Below are 16,947 nucleotides of genomic sequence, written 5' to 3'. Positions count from 1 at the left end.
CATGTCATGACCACGGTGGGGATCACGACCGGAGCGGGTCGCGGAATGGGATACGCGTGCGCGCAGCGCATGGTCGGGACGGTCGACGCCTTGCTGCTCGTCGACCTGGACGCCGACACCGTCGGTGTCACGGCCGACGAGCTGAACGGTGATCGGACGCGTGTCGAACCGTTCGTTCTCGATGTCACCGACGTCGACGGACTGGAGCGGCTGGCCGCACGCGTGGCGGAACTCGGGACGCTGCGATCGGTCGCACACGCTGCGGGTATCTCGCCGACCATGGCCGACTGGCGGCGGATCTTCGCCGTCGACCTCGTCGGCACCGCTCGGCTGGCCCAGGTTCTGCGTCCGCTCGCCACCGCAGGCACCGCGTCGGTCTACTTCGCGTCGATGGCGCCGAACATCGGCCGGATGCGGCCTTCGCCGGAAGAGGCCGCCGTGCTCGCGGATCCGCTTGCCGAGGACTTCCTCGACCGTCTCCGCGAGGTGGTGGGGGAGGCGCTCGAACATCCCGGCGTTGCCTATGCGTGGGCGAAATACGGTGTGCAGCAGTTCGCCCGCGAGGAAGCCGTGCGTCTCGGGGCCGTCGGCGCCCGTGCGTGCTCGGTCTCTCCCGGCATCATCGATACGCCGCAGGGCCGGCAGGAGGCGGATCACAGCGAGACGATGGGCGGCATGGTGCGAGCGACTCCGCTCGGGCGCGCGGGCAGGGCGGAGGAACTCGCCGCCGTCGTCGCATTCCTGCTGTCCGACGAGGCGAGTTTCGTCAACGGCACCGACGTGCTCGTCGACGGAGGTGTGGTCGCCTCGATCACGTCGGGAAGGGCGCGGGCGCAGAGTTCGTCGTGAACGTGACCCGGTGGGTGAATGCGATCGGCTACGGCCGCAGGCTGCGCAGGAACAGGTCCACGACGGCACCGACGTGGTCGTCGATGTTCTCCGGGTCGCGGACGATGCCGAACGACGCGAGGCGTGCCGGGCCACCGGATGCCATGCTCAGGAACAGTTCGGCGAGGGTGTCGGGATCGTCGGCGACGATGCTCCCTGTCGCCGCGTGCCGGCGCAGCAGGTCCACGACCTGTTTCTTGCGCGGCCAGTAACCCGGGCCGAGCGCCTTCCTGGCGATGTCCGGGTAGCGCGAGGCGTACGCGATGGCGACCTGTTGCAGCTTGATCATCGAGGGGTCGAGCGCGCGCCGGACGGCGGCCTCGGCGATGGCGGTGAGCGACGTGCCGAGGTCGTCGAAATCGGGGATCTCGGGTTCCGGCGACGGCCAGTCGGTGCGTTGCATCGCCCATCCGAGCACGGAGCGGAAGACGTCCTCCTTGGTCGGGAAGCGTGCGTACAGCGACGGTTTCGTCGTTCCGGCCGCGGCGGCGATGGCGTTCATCGTCGTGCCTTCGTAACCGTTCTCCAGGAACAGCCGGAGCGCGGATTCGCGTACCGCGTCGTCGAGTCGGCTCGCTTCCTCCCTGGTGGGGCGCCCGCCGCGCCGGCGTGTCTCGCTGCCGGGGTGGGTGGGGGTGTCGGCCGGGGTCATACAGGCGAGTGTGCCAAATCGTTCGGACTCTGGACAGAAAACTTTCCCTGTGGGTATGGTTACGGCACTTTCTTATCTATACCTCCCAGTCAAGTTATTGCGGTTTCGAACCCCGAGGGGCGGAGGGCACAGTGGCAGAAGCAACCCTGCAGGACGACGTCGTCGCGACGTTGGACGCGTATTTCCGGGAACGACGAGAGCAGGTCCCCGTACTCGCGCAGCGCGCGGAGGACCAGGGCATCACCGAGATCCGGTCGCGCGAGGACATGATCCCCCTGCTCTTCCCCCACACCACCTACAAGAGCTATCCCGACACGCTCATCGCGAAGGGCAGGTGGGAGCAGATGAACCGATGGCTCGGTTCGCTGTCGACCCGTCGCCTCGACGATGTGGACGTCTCGGAGGTCACCGACGTCGACGGCTGGATCGCCGCCCTCGAGAAGGCCGGTCACATGGTCTCGAGCTCGAGCGGAACGAGCGGAAAAGGATCCTTCCTCAACAAGTCCCAGCGCGATATCGACGTGAACAAGCAGAATCTGCTCGACTGCTTCACCGCCCTCGGCCTCCCGCCCGAGAATCGCTGGCACGTCATCCCCGTCGGCCCCGAGACGGGCCAGACCCAGCACAACGGGGTGCGCGATCTGATCATCGACTCCTTCTCCCGGCCGGATGCGCTCCCGCTGTTCGACGGCGCGCCGGCGGAAGGCTTCCACCGCTACATGGCCAGGCTCTCCGCGATGCGCCGCGCGATGGCCGACGGCACCGCTGCACCCGACGACATCGCCCGATTCGAAGCCGAATCCGCCGAACGCGCCGCACAGCAGGACCGCCGCCTGCACCATTTCGCCGACGAGATCATCGCGCACCGTTCGGAGGACATCCTCTTCAGTTCCCAGTTCCCCCAGCTGTTCCGCCTGTGCGAGATCCTGCGGGAGAAGGGAATCCAGGACGGCGACATCACGGGAAGCAATGCACTCACCAGCGGTGGCGGACTGAAGGGCACGAACCTTCCGGCCGACTACCAGGAGCAGATCTACCGGATCCTCAACATCGTTCCCGAACGCTTCCTGCACTACTACTCCATGCAGGAACTCAACAACCGCATGTTCAAATGTCCCGAGGAGGGGCGCTATCACGTCCCCGCGGAGATCGTGCTGTTCGTCCTCACCAAGGACGGCAGCGCACTCGCCGAACCGGACGGCAACCTCGTCGAGGGCCGTGCTGCCTTCGTGGACACCACCGTCGACGGCCGCTGGGGCGGAACGATCTCCGGTGACAGGATCACCGTCGACCTCGGACCGTGCCCGTGCGGGCGGGCCGGCGAGACCGTGATGCCGAACATCGTCCGCTATTCCGATCTCGGTGACGACGACAAGATCACCTGCGCCGGAACGATGGACGCCTACGTCCGCGGACTCACGGGAGAGTGACGAGATGACCACGACCGCACCGGCCCGGACCCGGATCAAGGTCCCGCACTTCGTCCGCGGCGAACTGATCTGGGGTGAGGACAGCGAATACCTCTCCCGCGACTTCGGGGTCCCCTTCGTCACACCGAAACTCGAATACAACGGCTTGTTCGCACCTCGCTCCGAGGTCGGGCCGGCCTTCGGCGTGCCGATCTCCGAGATCATCGACTTCCTCGTGGAGACGGCGAAGTATCTGACGCTGGCGAAAAACGAATACCTCCAGGAATCCCTCGAGATGACCGTCCAGGTGAGCGCACTGCCCCGGCGCATCATCGAGAACACCTTCGCGCGTCCCGGCCAGTTCCTCACCCGGCAAGCCCTCGAATACCGGCTCGAGCGCACGTTCGGCAGTCTCGACGTGCTCGACGGCTGGGCCGAGCGCACCGACCCGAACGGCAATGTGAGCCGTGTTCGCGCCTTCCCGCCACGACTGGTGCACATGATGGCCGGCAACTCGCCGAGCGCCGCCATGACGACGATTGCCGATGCCGCACTGACGAAGGGCGTCAATCTCTTCAAGATGCCCTCGGCCGATCCGTTCACCACAGTGGCGGTGCTGCGCACGATGGCGGATATCGCCCCCGGCCATCCCGTCCTGCGTTCGATGTCCGCGGTGTACTGGCGCGGTGGCGACGAGAAGGTGGAGAACATCCTCTACCGCTCCCAGTACTTCGACAAGCTCGTCGCGTGGGGTGGTGGCTCCGCTATCGAGAACGCCGCCCGCTATGCCGGACCGGGCTTCCAGCTGATCTCGTTCGATCCCAAGGTGTCGATGTCGATCGTCGGCCGCGAGGCCTTCGAGTCGGAGGAGACACTGCGCGAGGTCGCCGAACTGGCGGCGCTCGACGCGACGATCTTCAACCAGGACGCGTGCCTGGCAGCACGGCACATCTGTGTCGAGGGTGACGACGAGCAGGTCGACCGGTTCTGTGCCCTGCTTCACGAACGGCTCGGGGTGGACCGGGATTTCGCAGAAGCCGTCGGCCCGAAACCCGATGCGGAGATCCGTGACGCCGTGGAAGGCATGCGTTTCCTCGAACCGGACTACCGGGTGTGGGGACGATTCGACGGCAGCGGGCTGGTGGTCCGCTCTCCCGAGATGGTCGATTTCCACCCGACCAACAAGACCGTCAACGTCATCCCGATCTCCGCCCTGCACGAGGCCGCCTCCTACGCGACCGTCGCCACCCAGACGGTCGGTGTCTATCCCACGCACCGCAAGGAGGAGATCCGCGACCGTCTCGCCACTGCAGGTGTCCAGCGCATCGTGCGGCTCGGCAGTGCCTTGAAGGGCAGTATGGGCGGTCCGCACGACGGCATGTACCCCTTGCACCGTTTCGTCAACTGGGTGGTGGACGACGATGCCTGAGACGGTGGGTGGCGCTATGGATCAGCGGGTTCTGGGCTCGTCCGGTATCCGCGTGAGCGAATTGTGCCTCGGCGCGATGACCTTCGGGACGGAATGGGGTTTCGGGTCCGACGAAGCCGAATGCCGGCTCGTCTACGACGAATACCGCTCCGCCGGAGGTAACTTCGTCGACACCGCGAACAACTACACGAACGGCTCGAGCGAGGAGATGCTGGGCCGCTTCATCGCCTCCGAACGCGACGCCGTGGTGGTCAGCACCAAGTACACGCTCCCGACGGATCCGCACGACGCGAACTCCGGGGGCAGCAACCGCAAGAGCCTGCGTCGCAGCGTCGAGACGAGCCTGCGAAGGCTGGGCACCGACTATCTGGACGTCCTGTGGGTCCATGCCTGGGATCGGTGCACTCCCGAGGAAGAAATGCTGCGGGCACTCGACGATCTGGTGCGTTCGGGCACGGTGCTCTCGATCGGGATCTCGAACACGCCGGCCTGGGTGATCTCCAGGTCGAACGCCATCGCGGAGCTACGGGGGTGGACCTCGTTCTGCGCGGTGCAGGTCGAGTACTCGCTGCTCGCCCGGACACCCGAGCGGGAACTGCTGCCGATGGCCGGCCATCTCGGTCTTCCGGTGTACGCGTGGAGCCCCCTCGCCCGCGGAATCCTCGCGCGGCCGCACACCGACGAATCCCTCGCGGCTCTCCCTCTCCGAGCGCAGCAGATCGTGAAGGTGACCCGGGAGGTCGCCGACGAGATCGGTACCTCCAGCGCCCGCGTGGCACTCGCGTGGGTGCGCCGGCGTGGGCCGATGCTGTCGATCGGTGCCCGCACCGCCGAGCAGCTCCGCGACAATCTCGGTGTCCTGTCGCTGGATCTGGACGACGACCAGCTGGGGCGCCTCGAGGAGGCGTCGGCGATCTCGGCCGGATATCCGCACGACTTCCTGAATCGACGCCGGGAGATGTTCGAACCGGATGCACTGCCCCCCATGGCCGGTGCCGTGCACAACTCTCGCGGAAGGTGACCTCGTGGAGACACTGGACCATTGGATCGGCGGGATATCCGCGAAACCGGCCGGCGGCGACTATCTCGACGTCACCGATCCTGCGACCGGACGCACCGTCCGGCGGATCGCACGAGGGGACACCGGCGACGTCGATGCCGCCGTGCGTGCAGCTTCCGCAGCCGGGCCGCTGTGGCTGCAGATTCCCGCGCTCGACCGCGGTCGCCTGCTCGTCGGTCTCGCGCGCGCCATGCGAGACGATGCCCGGGCGCTCACCGCGCTCGAGGTCAGCGAGACCGGGAAACCGGAGAAGGTGGCGCTGGCCGAGGTCGAGAACTCCGCGACCTACTTCGAGTTCTACGGTGGCCTCGTGGGCATGCCGGTGGGGGAGACTCTCGACATCGCCCCCGACCAGCATGTCTACACCGTGCGCGAGCCCTACGGCGTGATCGGTGTCGTCACCCCGTGGAATCTTCCGCTGAACCAGTCGGCGCGGGCCTGCGCTCCCGCGCTGGCAGCAGGAAACACGGTGGTTCTCAAGCCGTCCGAGAACACATCGGCGTCGAGTGTGCGCCTCGCGTGTCTGGCGAGCGAGGTGGGATTCCCACCCGGCGTCCTCGGCGTCGTACTGGGCACCGGCGGGGAGGCCGGTGCCGCTCTCGTCCACCATCCCGAGGTGGCCAAGGTGGCGTTCACGGGCTCGGTACCGACGGGACGGGTGATCGGTGGTATCGCTGCCGATCGGATCGTGCCCGTGACGCTGGAACTCGGCGGCAAATCGGCGAACATCGTCTTCGCCGACGCCGACCTCGACGCGGCCGCTGCCGGTGCCGTGCAAGCGTTCACCGCGAACGCGGGCCAGGTGTGCTCGGCCGGTACGCGACTGCTCGTGCAGCGCGAGGTGCACGACCACCTCGTGCGACGAGTGGTCGACCGAGTGCTGGAACTGCGCGTCGGTGCCGATATGGGACCGATCATCACCCGGGATCAGTTCGAGAAGGTCCAGGGGTACTTCGAGGTCGCCGCGTCCGAAGGAGTCCGTACCGAGACGGGTGGCCGGGTCGCAGCGCTCGCCGAGGAGACCGGGGGATTCTTCGTCGAACCCACCGTCTACACCGGTGTGCACAACGACATGCGGATCGCGCGGGAGGAGATCTTCGGTCCGGTGCTCGTGGTGATCCCCTTCGACACCGTCGAAGACGCGGTGGCGATCGCGAACGACTCCGAATACGGTCTCGTAGCAGGCGTGTGGACTCGTGACGTCTCGCGTGCGCTCACCGTGAGCGGACGCCTGCGTACCGGCCAGGTATTCGTCAACACCTGGTCCACCGGTTCGGTGCAGACACCCTTCGGCGGATGGAAGAACAGCGGTTACGGACGTGAGAAGGGCGTCGAGGCGCTGCACCACTACGGTCAGGTCAAGTGCGTGACCGTCAAACTGGACTCGTCGCGGATGTGAATCCGCCGAAAGGGCAACGATGACACGACAGGTCGCACCGGATCATGCGGTGGAAGCGGCACACCGGACCATCTTCGAATCCGGGCTCGCGGTACGCCGCGAGATCCTCGGAGACGAGTACGTCGATGCGGCGTTGTCGCGCAACGCCGGCACCGACGGTGAAGGACTGCAGGAATACGTCAGCGAGTTCGTCTGGGGCGGTGTGTGGACGCGCGAGGGACTCGAACGCCGTGATCGATCTCTGGTGACCATCTCCCTCCTCATCGCGCTCGGACAGCACACCGAACTGGCCACCCACATCCGCACCGGACTGCGGAACGGGCTGACACGACAGGAGATCTCCGAGACGGTGGTTCATGCGACCGCGTACGTGGGTTGCCCGGCCGGTATTGCGGCGATGCGGGTCGTCCAGGAAGTGCTCACCGCCGAACTCGGCCCGTTGAGTGCGACGGAGACGGAGTCGCCGGCATGAACGAGCAGCAGAATCCGATCACGATCTCGTCGCTGGGGCATGTCGGTCTCGGTGCCATGGGCCGGCCCATCGCCCGGAACTTCGCACGCAACGGCCGCCGCATGGTCGTGCGTGACGCCGACCCGGCGTCGCAGCAGCGGTTCGTGGACGAGAATCCCGCCGTGGTCGGTGCCACGGGCTTCGCGGACTTCGCCGATTGCGATGTGGTCGTGCTGGTCCTGCCCACGAGCGACATCGTCGACTCGGTGGTGGTGTCGGACGACGGCCTGCTGCAGCACCTTCGGCCCGGATCGGTGATCGTCGACATGGGCTCGAGCGTGCCGACGCGCACGCAACGTCTCGCCGAGCTCGCCGCGGCGAAGGGGGTGAGCGTCGTCGACGCGCCGGTGAGTGGTGGTGTCGCGCGTGCGGAACAGGGGCAACTCGCCGTGATGGCCGGTGGTGATGCCGAGGTGGTCGACGGGGTGACGCCGCTACTGCGGGAGACGGGTAGCGAGATCATCCGGGTCGGGCCGGTCGGATCGGGTCATGCCGCCAAGGCGTTGAACAACCTCCTCGCGGCGAACAATGTGCTCGTCGCGGCGGAGGCATTGCTGGTCGGCAGGAAGTTCGGGATCGATCCGGCCACTCTGCTGGCGGTCCTCAACGCCGGCAGCGGACGCAACCAGGCGACGGAGACGAAGTACGAGAAGTTCGTGCTGTCACGCACCTTCGACTCGGGATTCGCGGCAGCGTTGATGCGCAAGGACATCGGTATCGCCCTCGACCTCGCGCACGATCAGGGCATCAGCCCTGTGCTGGGCGAGGCGATCGGCAAGGTGTGGAACGCCGCGGTCGAGGCACTGGAACCGGGCGTCGACCAGACCGCCGTGGTTCGGTATCTCGAGCACGCCCACGGAGTGTCGCTCGAAGACGGCTGATCCACCACTCGAGGAACTCCCCACAGGCCCGATGGGGAGTCCCGAGATGACGCTAGGGTGTGGATCCCTCGGACGTGCCGGCCGGGGGCGCAGGCCGGTCCGACTGTTCGCGTGTTCGCAGGAGTTCGGCATTGATCCGCTGAGCTTCGCTCAACTGGTCTTCGAGGATGATGATGCGGCAGGTGGCCTCGAGTGGCGTACCCCGATCGATGAGTTCGCGGGCGCGGGCAGCGATGCGGAGCTGGTAGCGGGAGTAGCGCCGGTGACCGCCCGAGGATCGCATCGGGGTCACCAGTTCCGCGGCGTCGAGACTGCGGAGAAACGCTTGGGTGACGCCGAGAAGCTCGGCGGCGCGGCCCATGCTGTATGCCGGGTAGTCGTCGTCGTCGAATTTGTCTTCCGGGCCGGTGGGGTTCGGTGTGACCGGGATGTGCTCGAAACCTTTCTCGTGTGAACAACTCTCGTGGAACGGGTAGGGCCCCGGCGCCTGCACAGGCGCCGGGGCTCGAGGACAACTACTCGGAGGGGGCGACGATCACGCCGGCCCCTTTACCTTCCCGCTTCTGGCGGGATACGCGATTGTGTGACAGCTAACCGTGTACCACCTCCTGGTTGGGAATCCTTGTTCGTCCCGGGCAGGTCGGTTCCGACCGCCCGGATGCGACACCGTCGGAGTCGCATGCCCTGCAACTTCCTTGTCCCTGCGCTACCGGGCCTGTCGACCGCCCGGTAGTGGCGGGACGCATCGAGTCTCGAGAAACATCGACACACCACTCGACGCGTCCCGCCCTACATACCAGTTCATCTCTGCTTGCAGGTAGTTCGTCCTCTACCTGCCGTCTCGGATCTCTGCTTTGCCTACGAAAGGAAGAATACAACGCCAAATGACGATTGTCTACAGTCGCGGCTGTAGATTTTCGGAACCCGTATTCACCGCAGCACGGTGCCGCCGTCCACGTTGACCACCTGTCCGTTGATCCACGCACCGTCGTCGGACATCAGGTAGGCGACCATGCTCGAGATGTCCGCGGCTTCACCGAGCCGCGTGCTGCGCGTACGCGCGAGCATGCCGGCCAGCAGTTCCGGTGCCGCTCCGTTGCGGATCTCGTCCGTGAGGATGAGGCCGGGGGTCACCGCGTTCGCCCTGATCCCCTCGCGTCCCCAGCGCGAGGCGACATGCCGCGCAAGGGCGTTGATCCCCGCCTTCGTCGCCGAATAGGCCGGGCGCTGCGGGTCGCCGGTGAACGAAGCGATGGAGGAGGTGTAGACGATCGTCCCGCCGCCTCGCTCGAGCAGTTTCGGCACGCAGTGGCGGGTGACGAGCATATGACCGCGCAGATTGACCGCGACCGTGCGATCCCAGATCTCGAGGTCGATGTCGACGACATCGGTGTCCTTCGTGACGGCGCCCATGTCGCCGGCATTGATGTGCACGGCGTCGAGCCCGCCGTACGTCTCGATCGTCGTCGCGACGAGCGCGCGAACGGATTCGTCGTCGGAGATGTCGAAACCGGCCGCAACCGCGCTGCCACCCGTCTCGGTGATCGCGGCGGCCGTACGCTCGGCACCCTCGTAATTCAGATCGCCGACCACTACGCGGGCGCCTTCACGAGCGAGACGCCGGGCGGAATCGGCACCGAGGCCCGTCGCGGCACCGGCTACCAGCACGACCTTGTCCTTCAGACCTTCCACGGAATGTCCTTTCGATTCGACGGGACGTCCAGGGATGAGCATTCGCGTACCCCGGTGGACGGAAGCTCGGTGTACGCTCGGTGTATCTGTCCTCTCGGGTACGCAATCACGGGAAACGAGGGCGCAGACGGCGTCCCGTGCGATGGAGCAGGACCACCACCCGGGACGCCTCGCCGGAGCGCCTACCGGGCGTGCGCGTCGATCGCCGTGTCCAGCACTCCGAGGTCTCCTCCGAGTTCCGACACGGCGGCACGCACCACCGCCACATCCTTGGTCAGGAATTCGCCGACAGCAGTGCGGAACTCCGAGACCGAGCCCCGCATGGCGATGTTCCCCATGACCTTGCACGACGAACTGCCGTGCGGTAGAGCCGAGAACAACGACGCCTCGTCCACGCCCAGTTGCCGCCCCAGTTCTGCGGCCTCGGCGAGCAAGCCGATCTCGGCCGCGAACAAGGCGTTGTTCACCAGCTTCACCTTCTGCCCGTGTCCGGCTGCCCCGACGTGCAGGACGGGATCGCCGTAACTCTTCAGCACGGGCGTCACGGCGGCGACGGCGTCGTCCGCCCCGCCGAGGAACAGGGTCAGGGCCCCGGCCGCGATGTCGTGCGGCCCTCCGCTGACCGCGGCGTCGATCACTGCGACCCCGTACGGTTCGGCCGCGACGGCGATGGTCTCCACCGTGCGCGGGCTGATCGTCGTGTGGACGACGAGCGCCGCACCCCGGGGCATGCGCTCGAGGACGCCGTCGTCGAGGCAGACTTCTCGCACCTGCTGGTCTGTGAACACACAGACGACGACGAGTTCGGCGTCCGTGCCGATACCCCCGACCTCGGGTACGGCGATCGCGCCGGCCTCCTGCACGGCTGCTCGCGACTCGTCGTGCCGCGCCAGCACATGCACCTCGTGCCCGCCGGCCACCAATCGCTCGACCATCGGCAATCCCATGCGCCCGGCACCGACGACATGCACACGGCTCATCGCGGATGTCCCATCGTCTCGAGTCCGGCGTCCGCCGTGGTGAACGTGATGCCCTCGGGAACACCCGCCGAGGCGGCGAGACCGGCCGCGAGACCGACGTCCTTCTTCAGCAGTTCCCCGGCATGACCGCCGATCCGGTCGAGACTGCCCCCGGCGGACACCACGCGTCCGAGCGCGAAGCTGTTCGCGGTGCCGTGGGAGACGACCTCACCGAGGCGTGCGGGATCGACGCCGAGTTCCGCGCCGAGGGCCAGAGTGTTCTCGGCGAGGGCCAGATTCGCGGTGAACAGCAGGTTGTTGAGCAGCTTGGTGACCAGGCCGGCTCCGAGATCGCCGACGTGCACCACGGGATTCCCGTAGGTGGAGAAGACCGGACGGCACCGCTCTACGATCTCGCTCTCGCCGCCGACCATCACGAGCAGCGTCCCTGCTGCCGCCCCCATTCCGCCGCCACTGACGGGGGCGTCGACGAGCGACACGCCACGTTCGGCCGCCGCGGTCGCGAGCTCACGGCAGGTGTCCGGATGGATCGTGCTGTGCACCGCGATGACACCGCCCTCGTTCATGCCCTCGAGGACGCCGTTCTCGCCGGTGATCACCTGCCTCACGTCGTCGTCGTTCACCACGCACAGGCACACGAGGTCGCTGGCCGCGGCGAGCTCGGCGGGCGACTGCGCGTACTTGGCGGCGGTATCGGCGTAGGGGGCGAGCGACTCCGGTCGGCGGGCCCAGAGCGTCAGCTCGTATCCCGATTCGACGATCCGGCGGGCCATCGGCCCACCCTGGCTTCCGAGTCCGATGAATCCGACACGCATCACAGTGCCTCCGAGCGGAATGGGCAGGTCATGGCCGGGGAACCTCCTGGAGTGCGATGCAGTCGTCGACGAATCCGAACACCGTCCGGTGATAGGCCGGACCGGCGTAACCGATACTGAGGTTGTGTCCGCCGCCGGGATGCAGGTGGACGGTCACGTTCGGCGCCGCGGTGAACATCGCGGCGACATCCTCGAGTGCCTGTGCGTCGTTGCGCCAGACCTTCTCGTGTTCGGCGGCGGTGAAGTGCACGGGCACGCGGACGTGCGCGGCGAGTGCGGGGAAGTCGTCGTCCGGCCAGCCGGCCGTGACATCGGCTTCGTAGCCCGGTGTGCGCGCGGCGATCACGGCGCCGCCGACGATGTCGGGCGGATACAGCTCGGCCGGCGTCCACAGCAGTTCCCCGACCCCACGCGCGTTCGCATACCGCTCCCGGGTGCCGAGGATGCCGGCGGCGAGGGCGTGGTGCTCGCGTCCGGTGCCGGACAGTTCGACACCCAGAATCTCCTCACGCCGGTTCTCGACGGCCATGCGTACCGTGAGCTCGCTTCCGACCGAATGGCCCCACAGGAACAGGCCCGCACCGCGAGGTGACGTACCGAGCAGGGCGTCGACCGTGCGGTAGGCCAGATCGACACGCACATCCGGAGCGCTCAGCTCTTCACGATGGGGTCGCGACGAGCCGTATCCGGGACGATCCGGGGCGATCACGGTGAATCCGTGTGCGACGGCCTCACGCATCATCGACAGTTCGGGGTGGCCGGGGCAGTCCCAGTAGGCCGCGCGGGCCGCGCCGCCGTGCAACGCCACGATCACGGCGCGTGGTTCGGGTGCTTCGGCGACCAGGGCGGACATCGGGATGCCCTCGACATCGACGACGCGGGCCACGGGTGAGACGTCTCCCGCGCCGCCGACGTGAGCCTCCTCGATCGGTGAGGACTGTGTGCGGGCGGTGCTCATGTGTCGCTCCGCAGCAGCATCGCGCTGCCGGGAGTGAGCCCGCCGCTGCTGACGACGGCAACGCGGGCATCGCGCACCTGGCGGTCACCGGCCTCGCCACGCAGCTGGGTGACGGCTTCGTGGACGAGGCCCATGCCGTGGGTGCGGCCGTGCGAGAGCTGCCCGCCGTGGGTGTTGAGGGGGAGGACGCCGTCGCGGGCGATGTTCCTGCCGCCGTCGAGGAAGTCCTTCGCTTCGCCGATCCCGCAGAAGCCGAGGGCTTCGATCCAGGACAACGCGTTGAAGGTGAAGCCGTCGTAGAGCTGTGCGACGTCGACGTTCTCGGGACGCAGCGACGTGCGGGTCCACAGGTGTGCGGCCGGTCCGAGGACCTGCGGTTCGTGGGTGAGGGTGCTCTGATCCCATTCGATGCGTTCGACGATCTGCGTGCCGACGGCCTCCACACGGACTGCCTTTCCGGGCAGATCCTTCACGGTGTCGGCGGCGGAGACGATGACGGCGACGGCGCCGTCGCACGGCACGTCGCAGTCGTACAGGCCGAACGGGGTGGTCACGGGCCGGGCCGACAGATAGTCGTCCATGGTCATGGGGTCGCGGTAGATCGCGCCCGGATTGAGTGCGGCGTTGGCACGCTGGTTCAACGCGATCCAGCCGAGCGTCTCCCGGGTGGTTCCGTAGCGGTGGAAGTGCCGCTGGGCGTTCTGCGCGAGGGTGTGCGCCGCGGAGACGCCTCCGAAGGGCACCATCCAGCTCGGTGTGCGTCCTCCGGGCGGCGTGATGTGGCCGGCCTTGACGAGTTCGTTGTAGGTCGATTCCCACAGGGTGCGGTAGCACAGCACGTGCCGGGCGAGGCCGCTCGCGACCGCGAGCATCGCGGCGATGACCGATCCGCTGGGCCCGGGTGTCTCGAGGCCGCCGTTGAACCAGGTCGGCCGCAGTCCCAGTGCGGATTCGACTGCTGCGATACCGCCTTCGCCGAAACCGACGGTCGGTCCTGCACCGGGATAGGTCGACAGGCCGTCGATGTCGTCCATCGTCAGGCCCGCGTCGGCGACGGCACGCTCGCACGCCTGCACGGTCAATGCGACCGGGTCGACCATGAGGCGACGCCCGATGTCCGACATGCCGATGCCGGTGATGGCGACCTTGTCCTCGAACTTGTCCGGCGTCGCGGGCGGGCGGATGTGGAAACGGATCTGTTCGGGGCGTATGTCGTCGACCGGAAGCGGAGCGGGAGGTCCCTGCTCGGCCACGGGACGGAAGAGGGGGAGCCAGACGTCGCCGTCCCGGTGGAAGACGACTTCCATGCGCATTCCGAGTTCGAGCTGTTCGGGATCGCATTCGATCGCGTTCGTCGTCAGGCGCACCCGAGAGTCCTCTTCGAGTGCGACCTGAGCGATGACGAACGGAGGAGGAAGGCCGGGCAGGCCGAAACGGTGGTTGACCGTGAAACCGATGAGGGTCGCGTAGCCGGAGACGACGCGCACTCCCATCCGCTTCTCCCGGCAGTAGCGGCAGACCGGTTGCGGCGGATGGATGAGAGACGAGCACGACTCGCATTCCTGTATCCGCAACCGGCCGTCCTCGCCGGAGGTCCAGAAGAACCTGTTCTGCAGGGTCAACTGGGGGAGAGGACGCCCGGACTTCTCCGCCGTCCCGTCCTTGTCCGCACGGTCGACCACCGTCGTGTCAGCCACTGTGTGCCGGTTTCCTTACTTCTGTGCCGTGATCGGAGCGGCGAGTTGCTGTTCGTCGATGATGACCTGCAGCTTCTCGAGCGTTTCGTCGAGGCCGGGGCCGAGGCGGGGGCCGGGAGTGAAGTTCGCCGGCAGGTGCCGCATGCCCTGGATGACGCCGATCGAGTCGTAGTGCACGGTGCCTTCCGGATCGCACGTGTAGTCCGGCATCCGGTCGAGCACGGCGAGCAGCATCCGCTTGAACACCATCCGGGCCAGGTTCGATCCGATGCACCGGTGCACACCGAGTCCGAAGCTGAAGTGGCGGTTGCCCTTACGCTCCATGTCGATGTTGTTGGGATCGTCGAACAGTTGCGGATCGCGATTGGCCATGGCCCACGACAGCCACAACCGCTCGCCTTCCTTGAACTGCGTTCCCTTGAACTCGCAGTCGGCGGAGAAGGTTCGTCCGTCGCCCGGTGTCGGGCTGAAGTAACGGAGGAACTCCTCGGTCGCACTGTCGAGCAGGGTGTCGCGCTCGTCGCTCAGACGCTGCCGCTCCTCCGGATGCTCGCCGAGCCACTCGAGTGCGTGCGAGGTCAGTGCCGTGGTGGTGTCGAAACCGCCACCGATCAGGAGGCTGAGGATGCCCAGCAGTTCCATGTCGTCGGGCTTCTCGCCGAGCACTTCGACGTCGGCGATGGCGTTGATCAGACCGGGGCGGGGATTCTCGCGGATCTCGAACAGGTTCGTGATCAGGTCGATACCCATGGTGCGGTGCAATTCGCTGACGCGGGCGACGTCGGGTGAGTCCGGCGGGGTGTAGATCGCGGCGTGGACCGGCTCGCAGTAGACCTCCCACTTCTTGATGGGCACACCGAGCATCGCGAGGGTGATGACGGCCGGCACGATGTTGGCCAGGTCGTCGATGAAATCGATCCGGCCGCTCTCGATCTTCTCGTCGATGCTGGCGCGGACCACCTCGTCGATGACCGGGATCCATTTCTGGACGGCCGCGGGGGAGAGATACGGGTTGAGCAGCGCGCGGAACTCGCGGTGCTCGGGGTCGTCCATCTCGAGAATGCCGCCGCGCACGCCGGATGCGCGCTCGGCGGTGGGAATCATGATGCCCTTGTAGCCTTTTCGAACGCCCTTGATGTCGTGGTCGTTCGAGACGTTGGGGGATCGGACGAGGTTGAACACCTCGTCGCTGCCGGCGGCGACCCAGTGGCCACCGTGGGTGTCGGACCATGCGACGGGGCACTTCGACTGCATTTCCTCGGTGATGTCGAGGAACCTGTCGCGGTAATCGGGTGCGTGGCGGTCGAATTGGTAGACCGGGGTGCGGTGGGTCTGGTCGGCAACGGTGTCGTCGACGCTCATGACTGTCCTCTCTGACGTTCCGAGTGAAGGGCTGATCGAAACGCTGATGGTCAGGAGATCTGGATGGCCTGTTCGGGGCAGGAACGTGCGGCTTCGCGCACGGCTTCCTCGAGGTGGGCGGGGACCTCGTCCACGACGGCGGTGGCGTGACCGTCGATTTCACTGAGTTCGAAGACGTCCGGTGCTGCCATGGCACACAGGGTGTGCCCCTGGCAACGCTCGGGATCGACTTTCACCTTCACGTTGTTCCTCCCGGTTGAGATGGTGAGTTTGTTCGGGCTGTAAACGTCCTCGTGTACGCCGGGCCCGTCCGTGCGGGGCGGACGGTCAGATATGGAAGTCGTACCACTTGAGGTAGCCGCCGCCGTCGACACGCATCTGCATGCCGGTGACGTACCGCGACTCGTCGGACGCGAGGAAGAGCACCATATTGCTCGAATCCTCGGGTTCGATGTACGGGATCGGCATGGCCTGCTGCACGCCGAAGGCCGGCTCGGCGTCCTGGCGCGTGGGGTGCTCGAGGTCGGGACGGAACGAGCGGTACATCGGCTCGCTCTGAAGCATGTCGGTGTTGCAGTTGGTGGGGTGCAGGACGTTCGCGCGGATCTTGCGGGGCGCGAGGTGCGTCGCGAGCGTGTGGATGAACTGGGTCAGTGCCCGCTTGGAGAACACGTAGGCGACACCGCCGAGATCCTTGCCGGGCTGATCGACCTTCGACACGTCCATGAGCGCGGCGGTGGATCCGGTCGCGATGATCGATGCGCCCTCGGACAGGTGGGGCAGCGCCGCGTGGACGGCGTTCATGGTGCCCACGAGGTTGGTGTCCACCACGTCGGCCCAGGCCTGGGTCTGCGGCTCGCCCTTCATGCCTGCGACACCGGCCTGTGCGACCACCACGTCCAGGCGGCCGAGTTCTGCGACGCCCCGTTCCACAGCCGCCTTCATCTGTGCTGCGTCACGGACATCGGCCTCGATGGCGACGATGCGTCGGCCTTCTTTCTCGACCAGACGAACCGTCTCCTCGAGGTCCTCGGAGGTGGCCATCGGGTATCCGATGGTGTCGATGTTCCTGCAGATGTCGACCGCGATGATGTCGGCACCTTCGGAGGCGAGCTTGACCGCGTGACTGCGGCCCTGACCCCGGGCGGCACCGGTGATGAAAGCGACCTTGCCTTCGACGCGTCCCACTGGATTGTCCTTTCGATCGGGTTCGG

The 16,947-nt window shown here is 66.8% G+C and carries 17 protein-coding genes; 7 read left to right on the top strand and 10 right to left on the bottom strand.

Going from position 1 to position 16,947, the window contains the following annotated elements; genetic code table 11:
* Nucleotides 1-6: 6 nt before the first annotated feature.
* A complete protein-coding gene (locus MOM01_RS08990) occupies nt 7-849 on the top strand; it encodes an SDR family oxidoreductase (RefSeq protein WP_241385050.1) in 843 nt (280 codons plus the stop codon).
* A 28-nt stretch (nt 850-877) separates the two neighbouring features.
* Here MOM01_RS08990 and MOM01_RS08985 read toward each other — a convergent pair whose 3' ends face one another.
* The gene (locus MOM01_RS08985) at nt 878-1,540 is read right to left on the bottom strand and encodes a TetR/AcrR family transcriptional regulator (RefSeq protein WP_241385049.1); all 663 of its coding nucleotides are present in this window, start codon (nt 1,538-1,540) and stop codon (nt 878-880) included.
* Nucleotides 1,541-1,671: 131 nt separating this feature from the next.
* On the opposite strand from MOM01_RS08985, the gene MOM01_RS08980 reads away from it, so the two are divergent.
* From MOM01_RS08980 to MOM01_RS08955, 6 genes are read left to right on the top strand one after another with little or no spacing between them, the layout of a single operon-like run.
* Complete coding sequence (locus tag MOM01_RS08980; RefSeq protein ID WP_241385048.1) at nt 1,672-2,970, top strand: hypothetical protein; 1,299 nt, start codon at nt 1,672-1,674, stop codon at nt 2,968-2,970.
* Between the two features lie 4 nt (nt 2,971-2,974).
* Complete coding sequence (locus tag MOM01_RS08975) at nt 2,975-4,378, top strand: acyl-CoA reductase (RefSeq protein ID WP_241385047.1); 1,404 nt, start codon at nt 2,975-2,977, stop codon at nt 4,376-4,378.
* Nucleotides 4,371-5,399 (top strand): aldo/keto reductase, encoded by a 1,029-nt coding sequence (locus tag MOM01_RS08970; RefSeq protein WP_241385046.1) that lies wholly within the window; start codon nt 4,371-4,373, stop codon nt 5,397-5,399. The genes MOM01_RS08975 and MOM01_RS08970 overlap by 8 nt, the downstream gene beginning before the upstream one ends.
* Nucleotides 5,400-5,403: 4 nt before the next feature.
* A complete protein-coding gene (locus MOM01_RS08965; RefSeq protein ID WP_241385045.1) occupies nt 5,404-6,837 on the top strand; it encodes an aldehyde dehydrogenase family protein in 1,434 nt (477 codons plus the stop codon).
* A gap of 19 nt (nt 6,838-6,856) precedes the next feature.
* Nucleotides 6,857-7,309 carry a carboxymuconolactone decarboxylase family protein gene (locus tag MOM01_RS08960; RefSeq protein ID WP_241385044.1) on the top strand — a complete coding sequence of 151 codons (453 nt, stop codon included), beginning with the start codon at nt 6,857-6,859 and terminating at the stop codon, nt 7,307-7,309.
* Nucleotides 7,306-8,229 (top strand): NAD(P)-dependent oxidoreductase, encoded by a 924-nt coding sequence (locus tag MOM01_RS08955; RefSeq protein WP_241385043.1) that lies wholly within the window; start codon nt 7,306-7,308, stop codon nt 8,227-8,229. The genes MOM01_RS08960 and MOM01_RS08955 overlap by 4 nt, the downstream gene beginning before the upstream one ends.
* A gap of 52 nt (nt 8,230-8,281) precedes the next feature.
* Here the strand turns inward: MOM01_RS08955 and MOM01_RS08950 are convergent, their stop codons facing one another.
* The 9 genes from MOM01_RS08950 to MOM01_RS08910 all read right to left on the bottom strand — a co-directional run bounded on the left by MOM01_RS08950 (nt 8,282) and on the right by MOM01_RS08910 (nt 16,921).
* Nucleotides 8,282-8,722 (bottom strand): helix-turn-helix domain-containing protein, encoded by a 441-nt coding sequence (locus MOM01_RS08950; protein WP_241385042.1) that lies wholly within the window; start codon nt 8,720-8,722, stop codon nt 8,282-8,284.
* Nucleotides 8,723-9,159: 437 nt separating this feature from the next.
* Complete coding sequence (locus tag MOM01_RS08945; protein ID WP_241385041.1) at nt 9,160-9,963, bottom strand: SDR family NAD(P)-dependent oxidoreductase; 804 nt, start codon at nt 9,961-9,963, stop codon at nt 9,160-9,162.
* Between the two features lie 140 nt (nt 9,964-10,103).
* Nucleotides 10,104-10,901 carry an NAD(P)-dependent oxidoreductase gene (locus MOM01_RS08940; protein WP_241385040.1) on the bottom strand — a complete coding sequence of 266 codons (798 nt, stop codon included), beginning with the start codon at nt 10,899-10,901 and terminating at the stop codon, nt 10,104-10,106.
* Entirely contained in the window at nt 10,898-11,716 is an 819-nt protein-coding gene (locus tag MOM01_RS08935) for an NAD(P)-dependent oxidoreductase (protein WP_241385039.1), read from the bottom strand. Before MOM01_RS08935 ends, MOM01_RS08940 begins: the two co-directional genes overlap by 4 nt.
* 28 nt (nt 11,717-11,744) lie before the next feature.
* Nucleotides 11,745-12,674, bottom strand: coding sequence for an alpha/beta hydrolase (locus tag MOM01_RS08930; protein ID WP_241385038.1), 930 nt, complete (start codon nt 12,672-12,674; stop codon nt 11,745-11,747).
* Nucleotides 12,671-14,371 (bottom strand): thiolase C-terminal domain-containing protein, encoded by a 1,701-nt coding sequence (locus MOM01_RS08925; RefSeq protein ID WP_241385037.1) that lies wholly within the window; start codon nt 14,369-14,371, stop codon nt 12,671-12,673. Before MOM01_RS08925 ends, MOM01_RS08930 begins: the two co-directional genes overlap by 4 nt.
* A 15-nt stretch (nt 14,372-14,386) precedes the next feature.
* Nucleotides 14,387-15,733 (bottom strand): cytochrome P450, encoded by a 1,347-nt coding sequence (locus tag MOM01_RS08920; protein WP_241385036.1) that lies wholly within the window; start codon nt 15,731-15,733, stop codon nt 14,387-14,389.
* A gap of 50 nt (nt 15,734-15,783) precedes the next feature.
* Nucleotides 15,784-15,975, bottom strand: coding sequence for a ferredoxin (locus MOM01_RS08915; protein ID WP_241385035.1), 192 nt, complete (start codon nt 15,973-15,975; stop codon nt 15,784-15,786).
* Nucleotides 15,976-16,060: 85 nt separating this feature from the next.
* Nucleotides 16,061-16,921 carry a mycofactocin-coupled SDR family oxidoreductase gene (locus MOM01_RS08910; protein ID WP_241385034.1) on the bottom strand — a complete coding sequence of 287 codons (861 nt, stop codon included), beginning with the start codon at nt 16,919-16,921 and terminating at the stop codon, nt 16,061-16,063.
* Nucleotides 16,922-16,947 lie beyond the last annotated feature (26 nt).

Source organism: Rhodococcus sp. CH91, assembly GCF_022554085.1.
In the GTDB taxonomy this organism is placed as follows: domain Bacteria; phylum Actinomycetota; class Actinomycetes; order Mycobacteriales; family Mycobacteriaceae; genus Rhodococcus.
This window is presented reverse-complemented; position numbering and strand designations above follow the sequence as displayed.

What these genes read in the sequence shown, in the direction of transcription:
- MOM01_RS08990 (WP_241385050.1), top strand. Translation starts at nt 7, where the DNA reads ATGACCACGGTGGGGATCACGACCGGAGCGGGTCGCGGAATGGGATAC.
- MOM01_RS08985 (WP_241385049.1), bottom strand. Translation starts at nt 1,540, where the DNA reads ATGACCCCGGCCGACACCCCCACCCACCCCGGCAGCGAGACACGCCGG.
- MOM01_RS08975 (WP_241385047.1), top strand. Translation starts at nt 2,975, where the DNA reads ATGACCACGACCGCACCGGCCCGGACCCGGATCAAGGTCCCGCACTTC.
- MOM01_RS08970 (WP_241385046.1), top strand. Translation starts at nt 4,371, where the DNA reads ATGCCTGAGACGGTGGGTGGCGCTATGGATCAGCGGGTTCTGGGCTCG.
- MOM01_RS08960 (WP_241385044.1), top strand. Translation starts at nt 6,857, where the DNA reads ATGACACGACAGGTCGCACCGGATCATGCGGTGGAAGCGGCACACCGG.
- MOM01_RS08955 (WP_241385043.1), top strand. Translation starts at nt 7,306, where the DNA reads ATGAACGAGCAGCAGAATCCGATCACGATCTCGTCGCTGGGGCATGTC.
- MOM01_RS08945 (WP_241385041.1), bottom strand. Translation starts at nt 9,963, where the DNA reads ATGCTCATCCCTGGACGTCCCGTCGAATCGAAAGGACATTCCGTGGAA.
- MOM01_RS08940 (WP_241385040.1), bottom strand. Translation starts at nt 10,901, where the DNA reads ATGAGCCGTGTGCATGTCGTCGGTGCCGGGCGCATGGGATTGCCGATG.
- MOM01_RS08935 (WP_241385039.1), bottom strand. Translation starts at nt 11,716, where the DNA reads ATGCGTGTCGGATTCATCGGACTCGGAAGCCAGGGTGGGCCGATGGCC.
- MOM01_RS08930 (WP_241385038.1), bottom strand. Translation starts at nt 12,674, where the DNA reads ATGAGCACCGCCCGCACACAGTCCTCACCGATCGAGGAGGCTCACGTC.
- MOM01_RS08920 (WP_241385036.1), bottom strand. Translation starts at nt 15,733, where the DNA reads ATGAGCGTCGACGACACCGTTGCCGACCAGACCCACCGCACCCCGGTC.